The sequence below is a fragment of the Billgrantia sp. C5P2 genome (assembly GCF_051062895.2).
Map to the genome: position 1 here is coordinate 2,099,627 of NZ_CM128542.1, position 20,832 is coordinate 2,120,458.

At 64.7% G+C, this 20,832-nt stretch carries 19 protein-coding genes; 6 read left to right on the forward strand and 13 right to left on the reverse strand.

The window, feature by feature from the left end:
- Positions 1-6: 6 nt before the first annotated feature.
- The 10 genes from ACRWQA_RS09595 to ACRWQA_RS09640 form a co-directional block, all read right to left on the reverse strand.
- Positions 7-312, reverse strand: a complete 306-nt coding sequence (locus ACRWQA_RS09595; RefSeq protein ID WP_434228291.1) for a helix-turn-helix transcriptional regulator — start codon at positions 310-312, stop codon at positions 7-9.
- Between the two features lie 13 nt (positions 313-325).
- Positions 326-1,672, reverse strand: coding sequence for a type II toxin-antitoxin system HipA family toxin (locus ACRWQA_RS09600; protein WP_434228289.1), 1,347 nt, complete (start codon positions 1,670-1,672; stop codon positions 326-328).
- Between the two features lie 234 nt (positions 1,673-1,906).
- On the reverse strand, positions 1,907-3,328 hold the full coding sequence (locus ACRWQA_RS09605; protein ID WP_434228287.1) for an amidase: 1,422 nt from the start codon (positions 3,326-3,328) through the stop codon (positions 1,907-1,909).
- A gap of 6 nt (positions 3,329-3,334) precedes the next feature.
- Positions 3,335-4,642: a Zn-dependent hydrolase gene (locus ACRWQA_RS09610; protein WP_434228285.1), complete on the reverse strand. Its 1,308-nt coding sequence runs from the start codon at positions 4,640-4,642 to the stop codon at positions 3,335-3,337.
- Positions 4,643-4,687: 45 nt separating this feature from the next.
- Complete coding sequence (locus tag ACRWQA_RS09615) at positions 4,688-5,497, reverse strand: FadR/GntR family transcriptional regulator (protein ID WP_434228283.1); 810 nt, start codon at positions 5,495-5,497, stop codon at positions 4,688-4,690.
- A gap of 55 nt (positions 5,498-5,552) precedes the next feature.
- A complete protein-coding gene (locus ACRWQA_RS09620) occupies positions 5,553-7,088 on the reverse strand; it encodes a sodium:solute symporter family protein (RefSeq protein WP_434228281.1) in 1,536 nt (511 codons plus the stop codon).
- A gap of 11 nt (positions 7,089-7,099) precedes the next feature.
- A complete protein-coding gene (locus ACRWQA_RS09625; RefSeq protein WP_434228279.1) occupies positions 7,100-7,336 on the reverse strand; it encodes a hypothetical protein in 237 nt (78 codons plus the stop codon).
- Between the two features lie 708 nt (positions 7,337-8,044).
- Entirely contained in the window at positions 8,045-8,521 is a 477-nt protein-coding gene (locus ACRWQA_RS09630; protein WP_434228277.1) for a CAP domain-containing protein, read from the reverse strand.
- Positions 8,522-8,622: 101 nt separating this feature from the next.
- Positions 8,623-10,044: an FAD-binding oxidoreductase gene (locus ACRWQA_RS09635; protein ID WP_434228275.1), complete on the reverse strand. Its 1,422-nt coding sequence runs from the start codon at positions 10,042-10,044 to the stop codon at positions 8,623-8,625.
- Position 10,045: 1 nt separating this feature from the next.
- Positions 10,046-11,347, reverse strand: coding sequence for an L-fuconate dehydratase (locus ACRWQA_RS09640; RefSeq protein ID WP_434228273.1), 1,302 nt, complete (start codon positions 11,345-11,347; stop codon positions 10,046-10,048).
- 196 nt (positions 11,348-11,543) lie between these two features.
- On the opposite strand from ACRWQA_RS09640, the gene ACRWQA_RS09645 reads away from it, so the two are divergent.
- The 6 genes from ACRWQA_RS09645 (at position 11,544) to nanR (ending at position 17,366) form a co-directional block, all read left to right on the forward strand.
- Positions 11,544-12,308, forward strand: a complete 765-nt coding sequence (locus tag ACRWQA_RS09645) for an SDR family NAD(P)-dependent oxidoreductase (RefSeq protein WP_434228272.1) — start codon at positions 11,544-11,546, stop codon at positions 12,306-12,308.
- A 170-nt stretch (positions 12,309-12,478) separates the two neighbouring features.
- The gene (locus tag ACRWQA_RS09650) at positions 12,479-13,471 is read left to right on the forward strand and encodes a sialic acid TRAP transporter substrate-binding protein SiaP (RefSeq protein WP_434228270.1); all 993 of its coding nucleotides are present in this window, start codon (positions 12,479-12,481) and stop codon (positions 13,469-13,471) included.
- Positions 13,472-13,520: 49 nt separating this feature from the next.
- Entirely contained in the window at positions 13,521-14,075 is a 555-nt protein-coding gene (locus tag ACRWQA_RS09655) for a TRAP transporter small permease (protein WP_434228269.1), read from the forward strand.
- A 30-nt stretch (positions 14,076-14,105) separates the two neighbouring features.
- A complete protein-coding gene (locus ACRWQA_RS09660) occupies positions 14,106-15,485 on the forward strand; it encodes a TRAP transporter large permease (protein ID WP_263580079.1) in 1,380 nt (459 codons plus the stop codon).
- A 9-nt stretch (positions 15,486-15,494) separates the two neighbouring features.
- Entirely contained in the window at positions 15,495-16,574 is a 1,080-nt protein-coding gene (locus tag ACRWQA_RS09665; protein ID WP_434228267.1) for an Ldh family oxidoreductase, read from the forward strand.
- A gap of 75 nt (positions 16,575-16,649) precedes the next feature.
- Positions 16,650-17,366, forward strand: a complete 717-nt coding sequence (nanR, locus tag ACRWQA_RS09670) for a transcriptional regulator NanR (RefSeq protein ID WP_434228266.1) — start codon at positions 16,650-16,652, stop codon at positions 17,364-17,366.
- Positions 17,367-17,508: 142 nt separating this feature from the next.
- Here nanR and ACRWQA_RS09675 read toward each other — a convergent pair whose 3' ends face one another.
- The 3 genes from ACRWQA_RS09675 to ACRWQA_RS09685 are packed head-to-tail and all read right to left on the reverse strand — an operon-like array spanning position 17,509 to position 20,813.
- Positions 17,509-19,149 carry a UxaA family hydrolase gene (locus ACRWQA_RS09675; RefSeq protein ID WP_434228264.1) on the reverse strand — a complete coding sequence of 547 codons (1,641 nt, stop codon included), beginning with the start codon at positions 19,147-19,149 and terminating at the stop codon, positions 17,509-17,511.
- 25 nt (positions 19,150-19,174) lie between these two features.
- Positions 19,175-20,032, reverse strand: a complete 858-nt coding sequence (locus ACRWQA_RS09680; RefSeq protein ID WP_434228262.1) for a fumarylacetoacetate hydrolase family protein — start codon at positions 20,030-20,032, stop codon at positions 19,175-19,177.
- A 31-nt stretch (positions 20,033-20,063) separates the two neighbouring features.
- Positions 20,064-20,813: an SDR family oxidoreductase gene (locus ACRWQA_RS09685; RefSeq protein ID WP_434228260.1), complete on the reverse strand. Its 750-nt coding sequence runs from the start codon at positions 20,811-20,813 to the stop codon at positions 20,064-20,066.
- Positions 20,814-20,832 lie beyond the last annotated feature (19 nt).

A 20,832-nucleotide genomic window follows, 5' to 3' on the forward strand; every position in this document is an offset into this window, starting at 1 on the left:
GCATACCTACTGCTCGAGCGCCCGCTCCAGCAGCGCCCGCTGACGCGGCAGCAAGCCCACCCTCAGGCCCAGCGGGCGGTAGACGCGGTTCATGGCGTCCAGCGTCATATTGGCGCGGTTGCGTTCCAGGTCGGACAGGGTGCGGCGGCTGATGCCGACCAGCTTGGCATAGGCGTCCTGGGATAGCCCCAGCACGTCCCGCCTCAAGATGCGCAGGGCTTGGCCCTCGCTGATCTCCTCGGTAAGCAGCTGGCGCGCCACGTCGAGGAGCTTCTGCTCGCGTTCGTCCGGCGTCAGCTCGTGCTTCTTCATGGCGTGCTCCAGGTCATAGCAGGCTCCAGCGTTTCAGGCGGCTTTCCAGGGTGCCGAGGCCGACCGCGGGCATGGTCAGGATGCGCTCGGGAACGCCACGCTCACGCAGCCGCTCCTGTAGCCCCACCAGTTGGCCGGCCAAGGTTCGCAGCTCCTGCATGAGTTGCGGTGCAGGTGCCAGATCGTTCAGTTCCTCGGCAATGGCCTGCCAGTCGAACTCGCCCCCTTCTTCGAAAGGCGAACCCCAGCGCGTGGTGCGGGTGACTCCTTCCGGGTCGGCCTTCATCGGGGCGAAGTCGTAAACCGGTGCGTGCCAGATGCCTTCAGGCCGCTTGAGCAGGGCGGCATTGCGGCCATGGTTGTCGGAGTTGCCGAAGGCCACGTTGAACAGGTCGCGCTTGACCCACTCGCTGACGAAGGCAGCGGTATCGAAGGGCTGCTTGCCTTGTGTGACGCGATTCTGCCGTTCGAGTCTTTCGACCAGGCCGCGGATCACCTGGAAATGGTTGAGATGCGCACCGGGTGCAGCACCGAAGATGGCGTAGATGGATTCCAGTCCAAAGCGTGCCTGGCCGTTTTCATGCATCGCAATATCGAAACGTGGGAGCCACAGCGAAGGATAGCGCTCGCCCTCGATCAGTTGCATGGCGCCGGTATCGATGGTGTCGATGCCCAGCGCAGCCAGCTCCTGGTAGTAGTGGTATTCCGCCCGCAGGATGTCGCAGTCGTCCTGGCTACGCTGGCCGCGGGGAAACTTCACCAGATAGGCGCGATCGTGGTTGCCAGGGTCGTCCTGCCAGGTGTCGATCCAGACTTTGTCATCAGTGGTACGACGCAGCAACAGCTTGGGCGCTTCGCCGCCGGCACCGGTGGCACCGCCGCTCGCCGCGCCCATCTGTTGAGCGTATTCCAGGAAGTCGGCGTGGCGTTCCACCACGTCTTGCAGGGTGAAGCGATGCGCTTCCAGGCGTGAGCCGGCGAGGCGCTGGGGTAGGGCCTCCTTGATGCGTAGGTTGCCTACCGGGGCAATGGTGCCATGCCGCAGCAGGGCGCTGTCTTGCTCGCCGGCAGAGGTACCCTGCATTCCCAGGTGGGTTACCCAGTAACGGCGGCTGGCGCCGGCGGGCATGATGTCCTCGAGGAAACCGAACCAGCGCTCGGCGCGATGTTTCATCATCAGCTCGACTGGCAGTGTCAGGCTGCAGGCGTGCTCGTCGTCGTGAAACAGCCAGTCGATGGCGTAATCCTGCAGGTAGCTCAATTCGGCGGCACCATGAACGCCCCGTTCGGGATCGGGGATGTCCAACAGGGCGGCATCTTGCCAGCGCTGGTCATGGTAAATCTGAATCGTGAGCTGCATGTCCGGGACCGTATGAGCATAACATTGCTCAATTATAGCTTATTATCATAATTCTGAGCATTATTTTGCTCCATTTGTGTTTTGCTTCTTAAATGTTGAGCAGTAAATTTCTCATAAATTGAACGACTGCATTGTTGCGAATGGACCAATGGCAGGACCAATAGCAATAAAGCGCCGGGCTTATGCCTGGCGCTTTGCTTTGTACTGGTCATTCAGTCATGGCCACCGGTCTGGCTAGCCGGGGCCAAGGCCGGGGGGCGCCAGCCTGGGCAGGTGCGGTTCGAGCAGGCGTGCTGCGTGGATCACCTTGATGTCCTGGAACTTGGGGCCGACCAGGTGAAGGCCGACGGGTAGCCCATGGGCATCGAGGCCGCAGGGCATCGAGGCGGCCGGCTGCTGGGTCAGGTTGAACGGGTAGCTGAAGGGGGTCCAGTCCACCCAGGAGCCGTAGCCGCCTTCTGGAGGTACGTCGCGGCCGGCTTCGAAGGGGGAGATCGGCAGGGTGGGTGTGACCAGCAGGTCGTAGCGCTGGTGGAATTCGGCCATGTGGGCGGTGAGCCGCTCGCGCTCGCGGCAGGCCGCCAGGTAGTCGCTCAGGGAGACGTCCTGGCCGCGACGGGCAATGGTCAGAAGCCCGGGGTCGAGCTGCCGTTGCTGCCGCTCGTCCAGCCGTTCCAACAGCTGCGAGGCGCCGGCGAACCAGAGAGTGTCGAAGGTGCGGCGGGGGTCGTCGAAGCCGGGGTCGAGCCGTTCTACCGTGGCGCCAAGCTCGCGCAACAGCCCGACGGCGCGTTCGACCTGCTCGGCAATGTCCGGTGCGACCTTGGCGTAGCCCAGGTCGGCGCTGTAGGCGATGCGCCACCCTTTCAGGCTTGGCGGCGGTGGGCACAGCCAGTCGCAGCGAGCGGGGTTGCCGAGGTGGCCGTCGCGCGGGTCCGGCTGGGCCATGACGCTGAGCATCAGGGCGCTGTCTTCGGCGCTGCGGGTCATGGGGCCCAGGTGTGAGAGGGTGCCCATGATGCTTGCCGGCCACTGCGGTACCCAGCCGAAGGTGGGCTTGATGCCGAAGGTGCCGGTGAAGCTGCAGGGTATGCGGATCGAGCCGCCGGCATCGCTGCCCTGGTGGAGCAGGCCGAGGTTGAGTGCCGCCGCGGCTGCCGCGCCGCCGGAGGAGCCGCCCGGGGTCAGGCGGGTATTCCAAGGGTTGCGCGTGATGCCGTGGAGCGGGTTGTCGGTCACTCCCTTCCAGCCGAATTCCGGTGAAGTGGTCTTGCCGATGAGCACGGCACCGGCTTCGCGCAGGTGTCGGCTGACAGGAGCGTCGGAATCCCATGGCCCGTCTGAGTCGCTGGTGCTCGAGCCCAGCCGGGTCGGCATGCCGCGGGTCTGGGTCAGGTCCTTGATGGTGGTGGGAATGCCGTCCAGCGGGCCGCAGGGTGTACCGGCCAGCCAGCGGCTTTCCGAAGCGCGGGCGGCTTCCAGGGCCTGCTTGCCCGCCACATGGGCGAAGGCGTTCAGGCGGGGCTGGTGGCGTTCGATACGGGCCAGGCAGTCTTCGGTCAGCTCGACCGGTGAGAGCGCCTTGCGCCGGAACAGGGCCAGCGCCTGGCTGGCCGTGAGCGTGGCAAGATCGCCGGGAAGGTGGGCGTGCGTCATGTCGGCTCACTCCTCGTCGGCGTCGACGACCCCGGCGGCTTCCAGCATGGCGTGGAGCAATACGTTGCAACCGCTGTGCAAGTCGTGGGGGGTGGCGTTCTCGATCTCGTTGTGGCTGATGCCGTTCTCGCAGGGCACGAAGATCATCGCGGCCGGGGCAACGCGATTGACGAAGATCGCATCGTGGCCGGCGCCGCTGACGATATCCATGTGCGGGCAGTCGAGCCGTTGGGCGGCCTGGCGCACGGCGCCGACGCAGCGCTCGTCGAAGTGCTCGGGAGCGAAGTCGGCAGTGGGCGTGAGTTCGGCGGCAAGGCCGTGGCGCTGGCCGATCTCGGTGATCGTCGCTTCGAGTTCAGCAGCCATGCTATCGAGCGTTGCGGGTTCCAAGTGGCGCAGGTCCACGGTCATCTGCACCTGGCCGGGGATGACGTTGCGCGAGCCGGGGTGCAGGTTCATTACGCCCACGGTGCCGCGCCCGTGGGGCTGATGCGCGTTGGCGATGCGATTGACGGCCAGGGTCACTTCCGCGGCGCCCATCATGGCGTCCTTGCGCAGGGCCATGGGCGTGGGGCCGGCGTGGGCCTCGACACCGGTGAGGGTGAGGTCGAACCACTTCTGGCCCAGGGCGCCGATCACCACGCCGACGGTGTTGCCGGTGTCTTCGAGAATCGGCCCCTGTTCGATATGGGCCTCGAAGTAAGCCTTGATCTCGCTCGGCGTAACCGTATCGCTGCCGCGGTAGCCGATGGCATCCAGCGCGTCGCCGGCCGTGGTGCCTTCGGCGTCGGTCTGGGCGAGCATCTTGTCGAGCGAAAGCTGATCGGCGAACACGCCCGAACCCATCATGCAGGGGGGGAAGCGGCAGCCTTCCTCATTGGTCCAGGCGACGACTTCGATCGGTGCGCGGGTCCTGATGCCGTGCTGGTTGAGGGTACGAATCACCTCCAACCCGGCCAGCACGCCGAAGCAGCCATCGTACTTGCCGCCGGTGGGCTGGGTGTCGAGGTGGCTGCCGGTGACCACTGCAGGGGCATCGGCGTCCTGGCCGGGGCGGCGGGCAAAAATGTTGCCGATGTTGTCGATGCGGATGCGGCATCCTTCGGCGCGGCACCATTCGATGAACAGGTCGCGTGCTTGTCGGTCGAGCTCGGTGAGGGCCTGGCGGTTGACCCCGCCCTTGGGCGTGGCGCCGAGCTTGGCCAGGTCCATCAGGGCCTGCCACAGTCGGTCGCTGTCGGTGCGCAGCTGATCGAGGCTTGGAGCGGCCTGAACCTGAGCTTGCGTATGAGCTTGAGTCTGAGTACGTGTCATGTCGCTTCCTTTTTTATCGCTTCCTTCGTCGTGCTTGTATCGGGGCTAGCGGGCGGGGGTGTACTGGCGCAGCGGCGACTCCTCGGAGCGTTCGCCGAAGGCGCTCTGATCGACGAGCATCTGGTCCGCCATTTCGGCTTCCAGCGCAGACATGTGGTGTTCGGCGTCTTCCATGTGCTCCTGCATCAGGGCGCGGACACGCTCGCTGTCCTGCGCCCGATAGGCGTCCACCAGTTCGCGGTGGTAGCAGTGGTTGGCCTCATCGAACTGCTTGCGCTCGGGAACGTAGGCCTTCTTGACCACCACCAGGTCGCGCAGCATGTCGTTGAGGAAGCGGCACATGAAGGCGAGCAGGGGGTTGGGGCAGGCCCGGGCCAGCAGGTTGTGAAACTCAAGCTCGAGGAAGCGCTGGCGGCGCTGGTCCTCGTCGCCTGGGTGGCTGTGCTCGCAGGCCGCCATGTTCGCCTCGAGGTTGGCCAGGTCCAACTCGCTGAGCCGCCCGACCACCGATACCGCCAGCTCGACTTCCAGCAGCTTGCGCAGTTGGTACACCTGGTGGCCGTCCAGCGACTTGAAGTGCAGGAAGTTGCGCAGCATGCGGCTGGCCGGTTCCATGGTCGGCATGTTGATCACGGCACCGCCGTTGGGGCCGGTCTTGAGGGTGATCAGCCCTTCCACTTCGAGGATCTTGAGGGCTTCGCGCACGGTTCCCTTGGCGCAGCCGTAGAGCTCCATCAGGGTCTTCTCGTTGGGCAGGCGTTCGCCCTCGGTCAAGCCTTCGGTGGCAATCCAGCGCTTGATGTCGTCGCTGATCAGTTCCGCCAGCTTCTGGCGGCGGCGGGGCGGTGCGGCCATGTGTTATCTCCCATGCGTGGCCGGGGCCTGACGCGGCAGGCCCCGGTTCTTCGTGTCAGCGAATCGGCGATGTTTCGGTGGTCGGGCTGGCGCTGCCTTGTTTACCTTCGAGGCGCTCGGGGTGGTATTCGGCATCGTAGTCGTGGCGTGCCTGGGCGAAGCGTTCCACCACGTCTCGATCCTGGCGTCGCAGGGCCAGGCTCAGGCCGATGAAGACACCGGCATTGAGCAGCAGCCCCCAAATACCGGCATGCAGGCCCAGCGGAGCGCTGGTCAGCGGTGTGTAGGTCAGCACCAGCACGCAGGCGACCCCGGCCAACAACCCCCAGAGGGCTCCCATGGGGTGCGCGCGCCGCCAGGTGATGGCGCCGAGGGTGGGCACGATCAGCTGCGCGGTACCGGCCAGGGCGGCAATGCCGATGGTAACCAGTACGCCCGGCACGGTCAGCGCCATGATGTAGGCAACCAGGGAGAAGCCGACCAGCGAGAGACGGCCCACGCCGACGATACGCGCCTGAGTGGCCTCGCGGTTCACGTAGCGCTGGTAGATGTCCATGGTCACCACGGTGGAGACCGCATGGATCTGCGAGTTGGCGGTGGACATGGCGGCGGAGGCGCCGGCGGCCATGATCAGCGAGGCCAGCAGGTAGGGCGCGTAGTTCATCAGCATGATCGGCAGGATCTGGTCGGGGTTCTCGACGCCCGGCTCCAGCAGTACGCCACTGTAGCCGGAGAGCACCGAACCGAAGTAGGCGAAGGCGGCCAGGCCGAGCAGGAACGGCATCAGGTTGAACAGCCGACCGCTCTTCACCGAGTACATGCGCAGCCAGATCTGCGGCCCCATGAAGGCGCCGATTGCCACGATCACGAACAGCGAGAACCACATGCTGTAGCCCATGTTGCCGTTGGGCCCCGGCATGGTCAGGTGTTCCGGCGAGGTTTGCTGCAGCTGGGCGAAGAGCGCGCCGGGCCCGCCCACGTGGGACGAGATGTAGTAGCCGGCGTACATCATGCCGAAGAACAGCAGCGCACCGTAGATGACGTCGGTCCAGGCGATGGCGCGGATGCCGCCGATCCAGACGTAGACGATGATGATGAAGTAGAACAGCAGGGCCGCCAGCCAGAAGGGGATCACGCCGCCCGAGGCGACTTCGATCAGGTAGGCGCCGCCGGTCAGTTGGATCTGCAGGTAGGGTACGGTGAAGACCAGGGTGATGATGGCGACCACGATGCGCAGGGCTTCGCTGTTGTAGAAGTCGCCCATCAGGTCCGATGGCGTCAGGTAGTTGAAGCGCTTGCCCAGGAACCAGACGCGCTTGCCGACCCAGTAGTACATGAAGCCGAACAGCAGGTTCCAGGCCAGGGCGGTCAGGTAGACCGGCCCGCCGGTGTAGAAGGTGGCATTGGAGCCGAGGAAGGCGAAGGCGCTCCACCAGGTGGCGGCGACGGTGAAGAACACCGCCACGCTGCCCATGGCCCGGCCCTGGACGAAGAAGTCTTCACTGGTTTCCTGTGACTGACGCGAAGAGACCACCCCGACGATCAGCGGGATGATCATGAAAGCGGCAATGATGAAGATGCTGCCGGTCATGGTCGGCCTCCTCAGCGGGCGCTGTCGTTGGTGATGGTTCGGCTACCCCAGTCGGTCAGGTAGGCCACCAGGAACAGCAGCGTGATGAAGGCCCACCAGGCCAGGTTCCAGACGAAGAGGAAGGGGATGCCCAGCAGCATGGGCTCGATCTGGTTGGCCATCATGATCGCTGGGCTTTCCAGCATGATGAAGCCGAGGAGGATGCCGCCGTAGAGGGCGAGCTTGATGGGTGGCAGGTTTCTCAGCATCGTCTATCCCCTTGTTTTGTTTGGTGGGGGAGAATATCCATCACCGGAGTTCCGGCGATGGCGTGATCGTGTCTGCGTGTCCAATTATTGTATTTATACGAATAAATATAATGATTAGTTCATCGCGCAGCGGCTTGTCAAGTTCTCGTGGGATCCGCTAGGGGCTTGCGTGGGAGGAGGGTGGACACGTCTGGAGCTGCCCTGTTGGCACGTTCGGTCTCTCTGAGCGGGAATTAGGAAATAAATGCACCAAAACGGCTATGGAAGCATTTTCCATGCGCTTGATCGGTGCAGAGACGAGAATCATGACATACAGTGGTGTATCTTTGCGCCAAGGGGGCAAACTGTCGGAAAGCTGATGAAATGTCGACAAAGCTGCGGCATGATGATTCTCGATGTCACACAGGAGAAACCTCATGTCTACACAACTGAACACGGGTATCGCGTGCGAAGTGCTGAATCACTGGGTCTCCCATGCATTGGCCCAACAGGCCGCTCACAACGCTCTCGTTGCCTACATTCCCTGATCTCATTCGTTCTGCCTATTGGACCAGGGAGGGTCCAGACCCAATCTCCTGTTAGTCGTTGCGCCGCTTTCCTCTCGTTCCGTTCTTGTTCTTCTTATTACTAGCTTCTCGCTTCCGCGTATCGCTACGCTGCTCCTTCTCATCTTTCTGCACTGGCGTGATACGCCCGATAGGCATGTGTTTATCGAGGGCGTGCGAACACCTGCGTCCAGAAGGGTGAATAGCGCGACTCTTCGGCCTCGACCGAAGCGGCACCCATCTCAGTGAATTTATCGCTCATGATGTTGGCGCAGTGCCCTGGGCTGTCCAGCCAACCGGCCATGACGGCCTCCATATCAGCCTGGCCGGCAGCGATGTTCTCGCCCACGACCCTCCATTCGTAACCCGCTTCGCTCACTCGCGTGGCAACCCCTTCGTCATCCTCTCCGGTATGGCCGAAGAATTCCTCTTCGGCCATCGCTTGGGAATGGGCCTGGGCCGCCACGGCCAGGCGACAGTTCCACTCCAGCGGTTCGGCCGCTTCATATTCGTCATCGCCGCACTGGCGCGCCTCACTGCGGGCTTCGTTGACGCGTTCGAGCATGGCTTGCTGCTGCTCGTTCGGCTCGCACTCGGCAGCGTGGAGCGGGGCGGCGGCCACAACGAGGGCGAGGGGCATGAGGAGCTTGCTTGATGCTGGGATTGGCGGTTTCATCGACCTTCCTCTGGTCATGGGCTCCATTTCGCAATGTAGTCGCGGGGCGGGCCTCGTGCAGGCTCTCAGTGGCGTGGTGGCAGGATGCGCCCCGGGTTCATCAATCCATCCGGGTCGAACAGCGCCTTGATGCCTTCGGCCAGTTCGCGCTCCACCGGCGAGAGGCGGGCCAGGTAGGCGGGTTGCTTGGTACGGCCGATGCCGTGCTCGGCGCTGATGCTGCCGCCGAAGCCGTCGAGCACCTCGAACAGGCGTTCCTCCAGGGCATGCAGGTGACCGTGCTTCTCGGCCTCGGGCATGGCTTGCGGCGGCAGGATGTTGAAGTGCAGGTTGCCATCGCCCACATGGCCGTAGGCGATGATCTCGCACTCCGGCGAAGCCTCCATCACGATTCGGCTGGCCTCGTCGACGAAGGCCGGGATCGCCGAGATGGGCACCGAGATGTCGGTGCGCAGGTGCTCGCCGCGGCGCCGCTGGCCTTCCAGCATGCTCTCGCGGAACTGCCACAGCTGGCGCGATTGGGCTTCGCTGGCGGCCAGCGCGCCGTCGAGCACCAGGCCGCGGGCCATGCCTTGTTCCAGCAGGTGTTCGAGCATGGCGCCGAGGTCCAGTGGCCCGCTGGCGCTGACTTCCAGCAGCACGTACCAGGGGTAGCTGCTGTCCATGGGGTCGCTGAGCGACGACGTGGCCTCCATGGCGAGTTCAATGCAGCGGCGCGGAATCAGCTCGAAGGCGCTGAGCAGGTCGCTGCAGTCGCGCCGGGCGAGGCCGTAGAGTTCGATCACCGCTTCCAGGGAGTCCAGCCCGAGCAGCGCCGTGCGGGCCTGGGTGGCGCGGGGCGTGAGCTTGAGCACGGCGCCGGTGACGATCCCGAGCGTGCCTTCGCTTCCGAGGAACAGCTGCTTGAGCGCGTAGCCGCGGTTGTCCTTGTGCAGCTCGGTCATGCCGTTCCACAGGCGGCCGTCCGGCAGCACGACCTCGAGCCCCAGTACCAGCTGGCGCATCATGCCGTGGCGCAGTACGTTGAGCCCCCCGGCATTGGTGGCGATGTTGCCGCCGATCTGGCAGCTACCCTGGGCGCCGAGGGCCAGCGGGAACTCGCATTCATGCTCGGCGGCGGCCTGCTTGACGCTTTCCAGAATGCAGCCGGCGTCCACGGCCATGGTGAAGTTGATCGGGTCGATGGCGCGGACCCGATTCATGCGCTCCAGGCTAATCACCAGTTCGCCGCCGTCGGCGGCGGGCAGGGCGCCTGCCACCAGGCCGCTGTGACCGCCCTGGGGCACCATGGGGACACCGTACTCACGACACGAACGAACCGTGGCGACGACCTCCTCGGTGGAGGCGGGGCGGGCCACCGCCAGCGGCAAGCCGAGCCGGTCGCCGGCCCAGTCCGCCACGTAACGGGCCATGTCGTCGGGCTCGCGCAGCAGGCCGCGCTCGCCCAGGCGTGCGGCGAGTGCTTCGAGAAAAGCCTCTTGCTGCATGTCAGCTCTCCTCCTGCCAGGCAGCGCCATCCGGGAAACGATGCCGGGCCAGCGACTCGGGAAGCATGGTGATGCTGTAGCCAGGAGCCTCGGGTACGCGGTAGCGCCCGCGCTCGATGACTACCGGGTCGACGAAGTGCTCATGTAGATGGTCGACGTATTCCAGCACGCGCCCCTCCAGGCTGCCCGAAACGGCGATGTAGTCGAACAGCGAGACGTGCTGGACGTATTCGCACAGCCCGACGCCGCCGGCATGGGGGCAGACCGGCACGCCGAACTTGGCGGCCATCAGTGTCACCAGGATCACCTCGTTGAGCCCGCCCAGGCGAGCTGCGTCGAGCTGGCAGTAGTCGAGGGCCTCGGCCTGGAAGAACTGCTTGAACATCACCTTGTTGTGGCAGTGCTCGCCGCTGGCCACGCCGATGGGGGCGACGCGGTGACGGATCTCGGCGTGGCCGAGAATGTCGTCGGGACTGGTGGGCTCCTCGATCCACAGCGGATCGAACTCGGCGAGGCGGCGCATCTTGGCGATCGTCTCGTCGACTTCCCACACCTGGTTGGCATCCATCATCAATACGTTGTCCCAGCCGACCTCCTCGCGCAGCAGGGCGGCGCGGCGAACGTCCTCCTCCTGGTCGCCACCGATCTTCTGCTTGAAGTGGGTCCAGCCCTCGGCGAGCGCTTCCCGCGCCAGGCGGCGCACCTTGTCGTCGGTGTAGCCGAGCCAGCCGGCCGAGGTGGTGTAGGCGGGGAAGCCGTCGCGCTTCATCTCGGCTTCACGCTCGGCCTTGCCGGCCTCTCGCCTGCGTAACAGGGCGATGGCTTCCTCGGGAGTGAGGGCGTCCGTGACGAAGCGGAAGTCGAGGCAGCGCACCAACTGCTCGGGGGGCATGTCCACCAGCAGCTTCCAGATGGGCTTGCCCTCGCGCTTGGCCCACAGGTCCCACACCGCATTGACCAGGGCCGCGGTGGCTAGGTGGATCGCGCCCTTGTCGGGGCCAATCCAGCGTAGTTGGCTGTCGCCGGTGATCTCGCGCCAGAAGGCGCCCATGTCAGCAGTGATCGAGGCCAGCGTTCGGCCTTCGACCAGGTGGGCCAGGGCATTGACAGCGGCGACGACGATCTCGTTGCCGCGGCCGATGGTGAAGGTGAGGCCGTGACCTTCGGCACCATCGTCGTCGGCGCGCAGGATGACGTAGGTGGCGGAGTAGTCCGGCGCGGCGTTCATGGCGTCCGAGCCGTCGAGGTTGCGCGAGGTGGGAAAGCGGATGTCCTGTACGTCGACTTGGGTAATGGTGGTCATGCTGCCTCCTTGCGAGGATTGCCTGGCGTTGCGAGGGGCCTGGCGTTTGGCCGGGAGTCGTCTAACATGCTATCTGTGTCGTGTTGTATGACAGGTATGCCAAACCAATCTCACTCTAGCGCAAGGTGCCGAGTCGGGTCGACAGCCGGTCGCATCGGCATGAGTGAACGGATCCAATCGACAGGGGAATTCAGCAATGCTCGAGGAGTGGAAAGGCAAGCGGGTACTGATCACCGGGGCCAGCCGTGGTATCGGCGCCGCCGTGGCGCGGCAACTGGGCACACTGGGTGCCCGGGTAGCGGTGCACTACCACGCCAGCGCCGACAAGGCCCAGGCGGTGGCCGAGGACATTCGGGCGGCAGGCGGCGAGGCCGTGGTCGTTCAGGGCGACGTGAGCCGTTCCGAGCAGGCCCGGCGCGTGGTCGACGAGGCCGCCGCGCAGTTGGATGGGCTGGACCTGCTGATCAACAACGCCGGCGACATGCTGGGTCGCGTCGCGCTGGGCGAGATCGACGACGAGCACTATGACCGCGTGCTGGACCTCAACGTGCGCTCGGTGGTGATGGTCTCCCAGGCCGCGCTGCCACACTTCAAGCGCGCCGGTGGCGGCAACATCATTCATACCAGCTCGATCGCAGCGCGTAATGGCGGCGGCCCGGGCGCGGGCCTGTACGCCTCGGCCAAAGGCTTCGTCAGCACGCTGACACGCAACATGGCCAAGGAGCTGATGAACGACCACGTCCGCGTCAACGCCGTGGCGCCGGGCGTCATCGCCACCGATTTCCACGCTCGCCACTCCTCCGAGGAGCAGCTGGCCGCCATGTCCGCTTCCATTCCCATGGGGCGCACGGGGACCGCGGATGAGTGCGTAGGCGCCTATGTGTTCCTGGGCACCGATAGCATGAGCGGCTACATGACGGGCCAGATCATCGAGGTCAACGGGGGCTTGCTGATGCCATGAGCGAGGTGGGGGATGCCAGACTTTGGTCGAAAGCCTGGCCGCTCGGTTGCAGCACATCAGACGAGGGACTAGGTTTCCTTATGATGGTATGACACGTATACAAGAAGCCATCGGCCGAAGACGGCAAACGACCGTCATCGCACCGCTTCACTTACGAGGAGAACAACAAGATGGTCAAGCAGAGCAACCGCCAGTGGAATCGTTGGCTGTCGATCCCGCTGCTGATAACGGGGTTGGGCGCGGCGGGCGCCGCCAGCGCCGAATCACTCACCTTCGCTCATGTCTACGAGACCTCCGAGCCCTATCATGAGTGGGCGCTGTGGGCGGCCGACGAGATCGAGGAGCGTACCGACGGGCGCTACACCATCGAGGTGCATCCCGCCTCGTCGCTGGGCAAGGAGGAGGACATCAACGAGGGCCTGACCCTGGGTACCGTGGACATCATCTATACCGGAAGCCAGTTCGCCGGCCGCGCCTATGGGCCGATCGGCATTGCCGGCGCTCCCTACATGTTCCGCGACTTCGACCACTGGCAGGCCTATGCCGAAAGCGACCTGTTCCAGGAGATCGCCCAGGGCTACCAGGATGCGACCGGTAACGTGCCGGTGGCGCTCAACTACTATGGCGAGCGTCACGTGACCTCCAACAAGCCCATCACGGCGCCCGAGGACATGCAGAACCTGAAGATCCGCACGCCCAACGCGCCGATGTACATGATGTTTCCCGAGGCGGTAGGGGCCAACCCGTCGCCCATCGCCTTCGATGAGGTCTACCTGGCCCTGCAGCAGGGTGTAGTCGATGCCCAGGAGAACCCGCTGCCGACCATTCGCGCCAAGGCGTTCTACGAGGTACAGGACCACATCAACCTCACCGGCCATATCACCGATTCGCTGCTGACGATCATCGGCGGGCCGTTGTGGGATCGCCTCTCCGAGGAGGATCGCGAGATCTTCCGCGAGGTGTACCAGGAGGCGGGCGAGAAGATCACCGCCGACATCCAGCAGCAGGAGCGTGAGCTCGTGGCCTGGTTCGAGGAGCAGGGCGTGACGGTCAACGAGGTCGACCGCGAGCCTTTCCGTGAGGCGGTGATGCCCGAGCACAACGGTGACGACGCCACCTGGGACCAGGAAACCTACGATCGACTGCAGGAAATCGGTCAGTAACCGTCGAGGCGTGCCGTCTCGTGCGGGGCGGCACGCCGGGAGGGCAACCATGTCTCACGATATCCTGCCGCCTGAGGCCGTACCTGAGGCCGTCGGCATCGATCCGGTTGGCGAAGACGACTTCGATTTCAAGGAATATGGCTGGGAGGATTGGCCGACGCTGGTGGTCTTCTGGGTGTTGGCCGGGGTGGTGTTCCTGCAATTCTTCAGCCGTTACGTACTTGGCAGCTCGGTGGGCTGGACCGAGGAGATTGCCCGTTACCTGCTGATCGTGGTGGGCTTTTTGGGCAGCGCCATGGCGGCACGCAAGAATTCGCACATTGCCGTGGAGTTCTTCTATCGCTACATGCCGGGCGGCGTCGGCCGGGCGATGTCGATGATGGTGGATATCGGTCGCACCGTCTTCTACGCCGCGGGCGTATGGATCAGCTACGGCCTGGCGGCCAAGACCAACGCGATGATGGTATCGATCGACGTGCCCAAGGACGTCATCTACTACATCGTGATGGTCGGTTTCCTGCTGATGCTGGTGCGTTCGGTCCAGGTGACGATTCGCCACTGGCGCGAAGGGGAGAGCGAGCTGACCACGGCGAAGGACCGATGATGACAACGACAATCAACCGGAGAGCTCGCCATGCCTGAGGTATCGATCCCCCGGCGCAAGGGTTCTGTCGTCCCGCCGCTGATCGCCGCCCTGGCGGTCGCTTTCTGCGTGCTCATGGCCGTCATGGGCTACTACCTGACGTTCCTGTTTGCCTCGATGTTCACCCTGCTGGTGATGGGATTTCCCATTGCCGTGAGTCTCGCGGGCTCATGCCTGATGTACGTCTACCTGACCGGCCGGGTGCCCGATATCGTGGTCGCGCATCGCATGATCAACGGCATCGACAGCTTTCCGCTGCTGGCGATCCCGTTCTTCATCCTGGCCGGCAACCTGATGAACCATGGCGGTATCACCACGCGGATCTTCGATTTCGCCCGCGCCTTGATGGGCTGGATGCGCGGTGGACTGGGGCACGTCAACGTCGGCGCCAGCATCGTGTTCTCCGGCATGTCCGGGGCGGCGGTGGCCGATGCCGGCGGGCTCGGCACCATCGAGATCAAGGCCATGCGCGATGCCGGCTACGATCAGGAGTTCGCGGTGGGTATTACCGCGGCTTCGTCGACCATCGGTCCGATCATCCCGCCCAGCCTGCCGATGGTGATCTACGGCGTGATGGCCGGTGCCTCGGTGGGCCAGCTGTTCGCCGCAGGGCTCATCCCGGGGCTGCTGATGGGTGCAAGCCTGATGATCATGATCGCCATCCTCGCGCGGCGGCGCGGCTATCCGCGGGATGCCTCGTTCTCTGTGCCGCTGGTGTGGCAGACATTCAAGCGCGCTTTCCTGTCGCTGCTGACTCCGGTGATCATCGTTGGTGGCATCATCACGGGTGCCTTCACACCGACCGAGTCGGCGATCGCCGCGGTGGTCTATGCGCTGATCCTCGGTACCGTGGTCTACCGCATCCTGACCTGGCGGCGGTTGCTCAAGGTGAGCATGGAGACCATCGAGACCACCGCCGTGATCCTGCTGATCGTCGCTGCCGCGTCGATCTTCGCCTGGATCCTGACCAGCAACCAGGTCACCCGACACGTGATGGAACTGCTGGGGCCGTTTTCGGACAACCCGATTGCCATCCTGCTGCTGATCAACCTGGTGCTGATCGTGGTCGGCTGCTTCATGGAAACCATCGCCGCCATCACCATCCTGGTGCCGGTGCTGCTGCCACTGGCCGTCAATGCCGGGGTCGACCCGGTGCACTTCGGCGTGATCATGGTGCTCAACCTGATGATCGGCCTGTTGACCCCACCGGTGGGCATGGTGCTCTACGTGCTCTCACGGGTGTCGAACATCTCCTTCGAGAAGTGCATGCGCGGCACGCTGCCGTTCCTGGTGCCGCTGGTGATCGCGCTGCTGTTGGTGACCTTCGTGCCGGCCATCTCCATGTGGCTGCCCACGCTCGTTTATCGTTGAGGAGCGTCGATGTCTGGATCCCACGAGCCCGCCTTCCGGGTGGCGAGCACTGAACTGCAAGCCTTCATGCAGCGCGCCCTGGCGCGTTGCGATGTCGACGAGGCCTCGCGTAATGCGGTCGCCCGTGCCCTGGTCACCGCCTCGCGGATGGGTACCGACAGCCATGGGCTGCGCCTGTTGCCGCACTACGTCGAGGCAGTGCAGGGCGGGCGTATCAACCCGCGTCCCGCCATGCGTTTCACCCGGCGCCTGCCGGGAACCGGCTATCTCGACGCCGACGACGGCTTCGGCCACTTGGCCGGTTACACCGCCATCGAGCACGCCATCGCCATGGCCGACGAGATCGGTACCGGCGCGGTGGCCGTCGGTGGCTCCTCACATTTCGGGGCGGCGGGTTGCTATGCCCTGGAGGCGGCCAGGCGTGGTTACGTCGGGCTGTCGTTCAGCAACGCCGATGCCCTGGTCAGCCTGCATCACGGGCAGGGGCCGTTCCATGGCACCAACCCCATCGCGTTCGCCGCGCCGGTGCCCGGCCAGTCACCCTACCTGCTCGACATGGCGACCAGTTCGATTCCCTGGAACCGGGTCAAGCAGTATGCCGCCATTGGGCGTGAGCTACCTCCCGGCGTGGTCGTCGACGCCCAGGGAGAGCTGACCGTCGATGCCGCCCAGGCCACGTCATTATTGCCGCTGGGCGGTGCCGACTTCGGTTTCAAGGGAGCGGGGCTTGCCGGCGTGGCGGAAGTGCTCAGCGCAACCCTGACCGGCATGGTCCACGGCTTCCGCATGATACCGATGAGCGGCGAGGACATGAGTACGCCCCGGGGGGTGGGGCATTTCTTCCTGGTCATGCGCCCCGACGCCTTCGTCGAACGCGATGCCTTCGATCGTGGCATGTTGGATTACCTGGCGGACCTGCGTGCGCAGCCCGCGCTGGAGGGCAGGGAGGTGTTGGCGCCCGGCGACCGGGAGTGGCGCTGTCAGGCGCATCGCGACGCCGAGGGCATCCCACTCGATACAGCCAACGTGGTGGCCTATGCCGAGCTGGCCAAGGCGCTATCGATAGCCGCGTTAATAGAGTGGCCGTAAGAAAGTGCACGGATGCAGTAACATAGTAGCCGGGTTCGCATGGGGTCCGGATTGGCTGGCCAGGAGTTGCATTGCATGAGTCGATACAAGGTGGAGCGCAAGACGCTGTCCGAACAGGTGGCCGAGCAGCTCGAGGCGGAGATCCTCGAGGGGCGTTTGAAGGAGAACGACCAACTGCCCTCGGAGCGCGAGCTGATGGAACAGTTCGGCGTCGGCCGCCCGGCGGTGCGTGAAGCGTTGTTCTACTTGCAGCAACTAGGCCTGATCGCCATCAATAGCGGTACCCGCGCGCGAGTGATTCGCCCCACTGCCGAGTCGGTCATGGCGCGCCTCTCCGGGGTGACCCGCCAACTACTGTCAAAGCCGGAAGGTCAGCAGTACTTCCAGGAAGCGCGGGCCATGTTCGAGATCTCGCTGGCGCGCTACGCGGCCCGACATGCCAGCGAAGAGGATCTCCAGCGCCTGCGCGACGCCCTGGCGGACAACCGCGATGCCGTGGGCGACGAGGCGCGCTTCAAGCGTTCCGATAACGACTTCCATGGCGTGCTGGCGAGCATCGGTCGCAACCCCATCTTCGACGCCATTCACGTGGCGCTTTCCGAGTGGCTCGACGATCGCCGCGCCCAGGTGTTGCAGCAGAAGGACGAGGACAAGGCGGCGCTTTCCGCGCATACCGAGATCGTCGAGGCAATCGAGTCGCGCGACCCCGATGCCGCCGAGGCGGCGATGCGCCGCCACCTCGACCGGCATTATGGGACCTATATGAAGCTCAAGAAGCGTCTTGCAGATTAAGCGATGAGCCACATACCTATAGAACGTAGGCGAGCGAAGACCAGACGAGGCAAAAATCGACGAGAGGACGGAGTTTACTTGCTGTAAATGAGTACCTTGAGCCGATTTTTAACGAAGTATGGTCGAGCGCAGCCACGTTATTCTACAAGGAAACGCCGCGCTTCCAGGGAATGAAATCATACTGCGCCAACCCCACGGCCTTGGGCGTATAGCGCCCCGAGGCAGCATCGATGCACAGTTGCAGGAGTTCATCGGCAAGCGCCTCGATCTGCGCTTCCCCGCGAATGATCGGTCCGGCATCGAAGTCGATGACGTCGCCCATGCGGCGGGCCAACTCGCTGTTGCTGGAGATCTTCAGCACCGGAGTGACGGGGTTGCCGGTGGGCGTGCCGAGACCGGTGGTGAACAGGATCAGGTTGGCGCCGGAACCGGCCAGGGCGGTGGTCGATTCGACGTCGTTGCCCGGGGTGCAGAGCAGGTTGAGGCCCTTGTGGCGTAGTGGTTCGGTGTAGTCGAGTACATCCATCACCGGGCTGTCGCCGCCTTTCTTGGCTGCGCCCGCCGACTTCATGGCGTCGGTGATCAGGCCGTCGCGGATATTTCCCGGCGAGGGGTTCATCGAGAAGTCCGCTCCAACCCGGGCGGCGTGCTCCTGGTAGGCCGCCATCAATGACTGGAAGCGCTCGGCCACTCCGTCGTCACGGCAGCGGGCCAGCAGTTCGTGCTCGACACCGCAAAGTTCGGGAAATTCGCTCAAGATGCCGCTGCCGCCCAGGGCGACCAGGCGGTCGACCACGGCGCCCACCAGCGGGTTGGCCGAAAGCCCCGAGAAGCCGTCTGAGCCGCCACACTCCACCCCCAGGGAGAGCGCCGAGAGCGGGGCAGGGGAGCGTTCGACGCGATTGGCCGTGGCCAGGCCGTCGAAGATGGTGGTCAAGGCCTCGCGAATCAGCGCTTCCTCACTGGTACTTGCCTGTTGCTCCAGGTAGTGAACGGGACGCAGCCCCTGGGGGTCGCGCGCCGCCACGGCGGCCTTGAGCATCTCGATCTGTGCTTTCTGGCAGCCCAGGCTGAGCACGGTGGCACCGGCTACATTGGGGTGGCAGACGTAGCCCGCCAGCAGTTGGCAGAGCGCCTGGGCGTCGTCGTCGGTGCCGCCGCAGCCCAACGTGTGGGTGAGAAAGCGCACGCCGTCGACATTGGGAAACAGTCGTTCGCGGGCCGGCGAGTCGCGCTCGGTGGCGTTCTCTCCGAGCAGCAGGGTACGGGCCATGCGCTTGTAGTCGCGGTAGGGGTCTTCGCCCAGGGCGTCGGCGACGCACTGGCGCAGCACCTCGATGTTGCGGTTCTCGCAGAATACCAGCGGTACCACCAGCCAGACGTTGGCCGTGCCGACCTTGCCGTCGGGGCGGTGGTAGCCCTGGAAGGTGGCACCGGCAAAGGCCGAAATATCCGGGGCTTGCCACTCGCCGCGCTTCGCCTGCGGTGCGGAGGAGGCAGTGCTGTGTTCGGTGTTGTCGACCGTGATGGCCGTACCTGCCGGAATGGGACGCGTCGCTCGCCCCACGGTGACGCCGTACATGATCACGGCGTCGCCGAGGGCCAGGTTCTCGAGGCTGAACTTGTGCTTGTGACGGATCGGCTCCGCCAGCGTCAATTCACGACCGGAGTCGACGACCCGGGTGCCGGCCGGCAGATCCTTGAGTGCCACACGAACGTTGTCGGCGGCGTGAACGCGCAGGCTCTGCAGTTGGCCGCTGTCGCTGGCAATGGTTTCGCTCATCGGCTGAGGCTCCAAGTACAGGGCGCTATACGTTGCCCGCAGGTTCGGCGATCACGCCTTGGGTCTGGGTGCCCAGGCCTTCTATGCCCAGGCGCATCCGCTGGCCCGGCCGCAGGTAGACCGGCGGGTTCTGGCCCATGCCGACCCCCGGTGGGGTGCCGGTCGAGATGACGTCGCCGGGCGCGAGCGTCATGAAGCGGCTCAGGTAGCTGATCAGGAAGGGGACACGGTAGACCATGGTGCGGGTGGAGCCATCCTGGTAGCGGTGGCCATCCACCTCCAGCCACATCGACAGGTCGTGGGGGTCGGCCACTTCATCCGGCGTCACCAGCCACGGGCCCAGCGGGCCGAAGGTGTCGCAGCCCTTGCCCTTGTCCCAGGTGCCGCTGCGTTCGAGCTGGAATTCACGCTCGGAGACGTCGTTGACTATGCAGTAGCCAGCCACGTGGTCCATGGCATCGGCTTCGGCAACGTAGCGCGCCTGCTTGCCGATGACCACGCCGAGTTCGACTTCCCAGTCGGTCTTGCTGGAGCCGCGGGGGATGATGACGTCATCGTCGGGCCCGCAGATGGCGCTGGTCCACTTGTTGAAGACCACCGGCTCGGGCGGCACTTCGGCGCCGGTTTCGGCAGCATGATCGGAATAGTTGAGTCCGATGCAGATGAACTTGCCAACGCGGCCCACGCAGGGGCCGAGCCGGGTGTCGGCGGCGACCTCCGGCAGGCGTGAGGTATCGAGCCGGGCCAGCTCCGCCAGGCTGTTTCGCCCCAGGCGTTGGCCGTGGAGATCGTCGATATGCGCCGAGAGGTCGCGAATCACGCCGTCGGCGTCGAGCAGGCCAGGTTTCTCATGGCCCTTGGGGCCGAAGCGCAGCAGTTTCATGTCGTCTCCTCTCTACAAGTTCAGCTCGGGTTCAGATCAGCCAGCCGCCGTCGATGACCTGGGCGGTGCCGGTGGTATAGGCGGATTCGTCCGCGGCGAGATAAGTGGCCAGGGCGGCAATCTCCTCCGCCGTGCCGAGCCGGGCCAGCGGCTGGCGGGCAAGGAATTCCGCATGCACTTCGGCCTCGGGACGCCCTTGCTGGCGAGCCTGTTCGCGAATGCGTTGGCGCAACGAAGGGGAGTCCACGGTGCCGGGGCAAATGGCGTTGCAGCGGATGCCCCGGTCGATGTAATCGGCGGCGATCGACTTGGTCAGGCCGAGCACAGCGGCCTTGGTGGTGCCATAGGCGCAGCGGTTGGGTACGCCCTTGAGGCTGGAGGCCACCGACGCCATGTTGATGATACTGCCACCGCCATGCGCGATCATGCCCGGCAGCAGGGCTCGTGTCAGGCGCATCATGGCGGTGACGTTGAGGGCCAGGGAAAGTTCCCAGTCGTCATCGCTACCGGTCAGCAGCGAGCCGCTGGCGACGAAACCGGCGCAGTTGAATAGCACGTTAACGGGAGGCAGCTCGCTGGCGAGGAGGTCGATGGCCGTTGAATCGAGTACGTCCAGCCGGCGTATCTCGATGCCATCGATGGTCGCCAGGTCGCCGAGTTTTTCCCTATCGATATCGGTGGCGATGACCCGAGCCCCCTCGGCGGCGAAGTTCAGGGCGGTCGCACGCCCGATTCCTTGCCCCGCGGCCGTGATCAGCGCTGTCTTGTCGCGCAGTCGCATAGCGTTCCTCGTTGCTGTT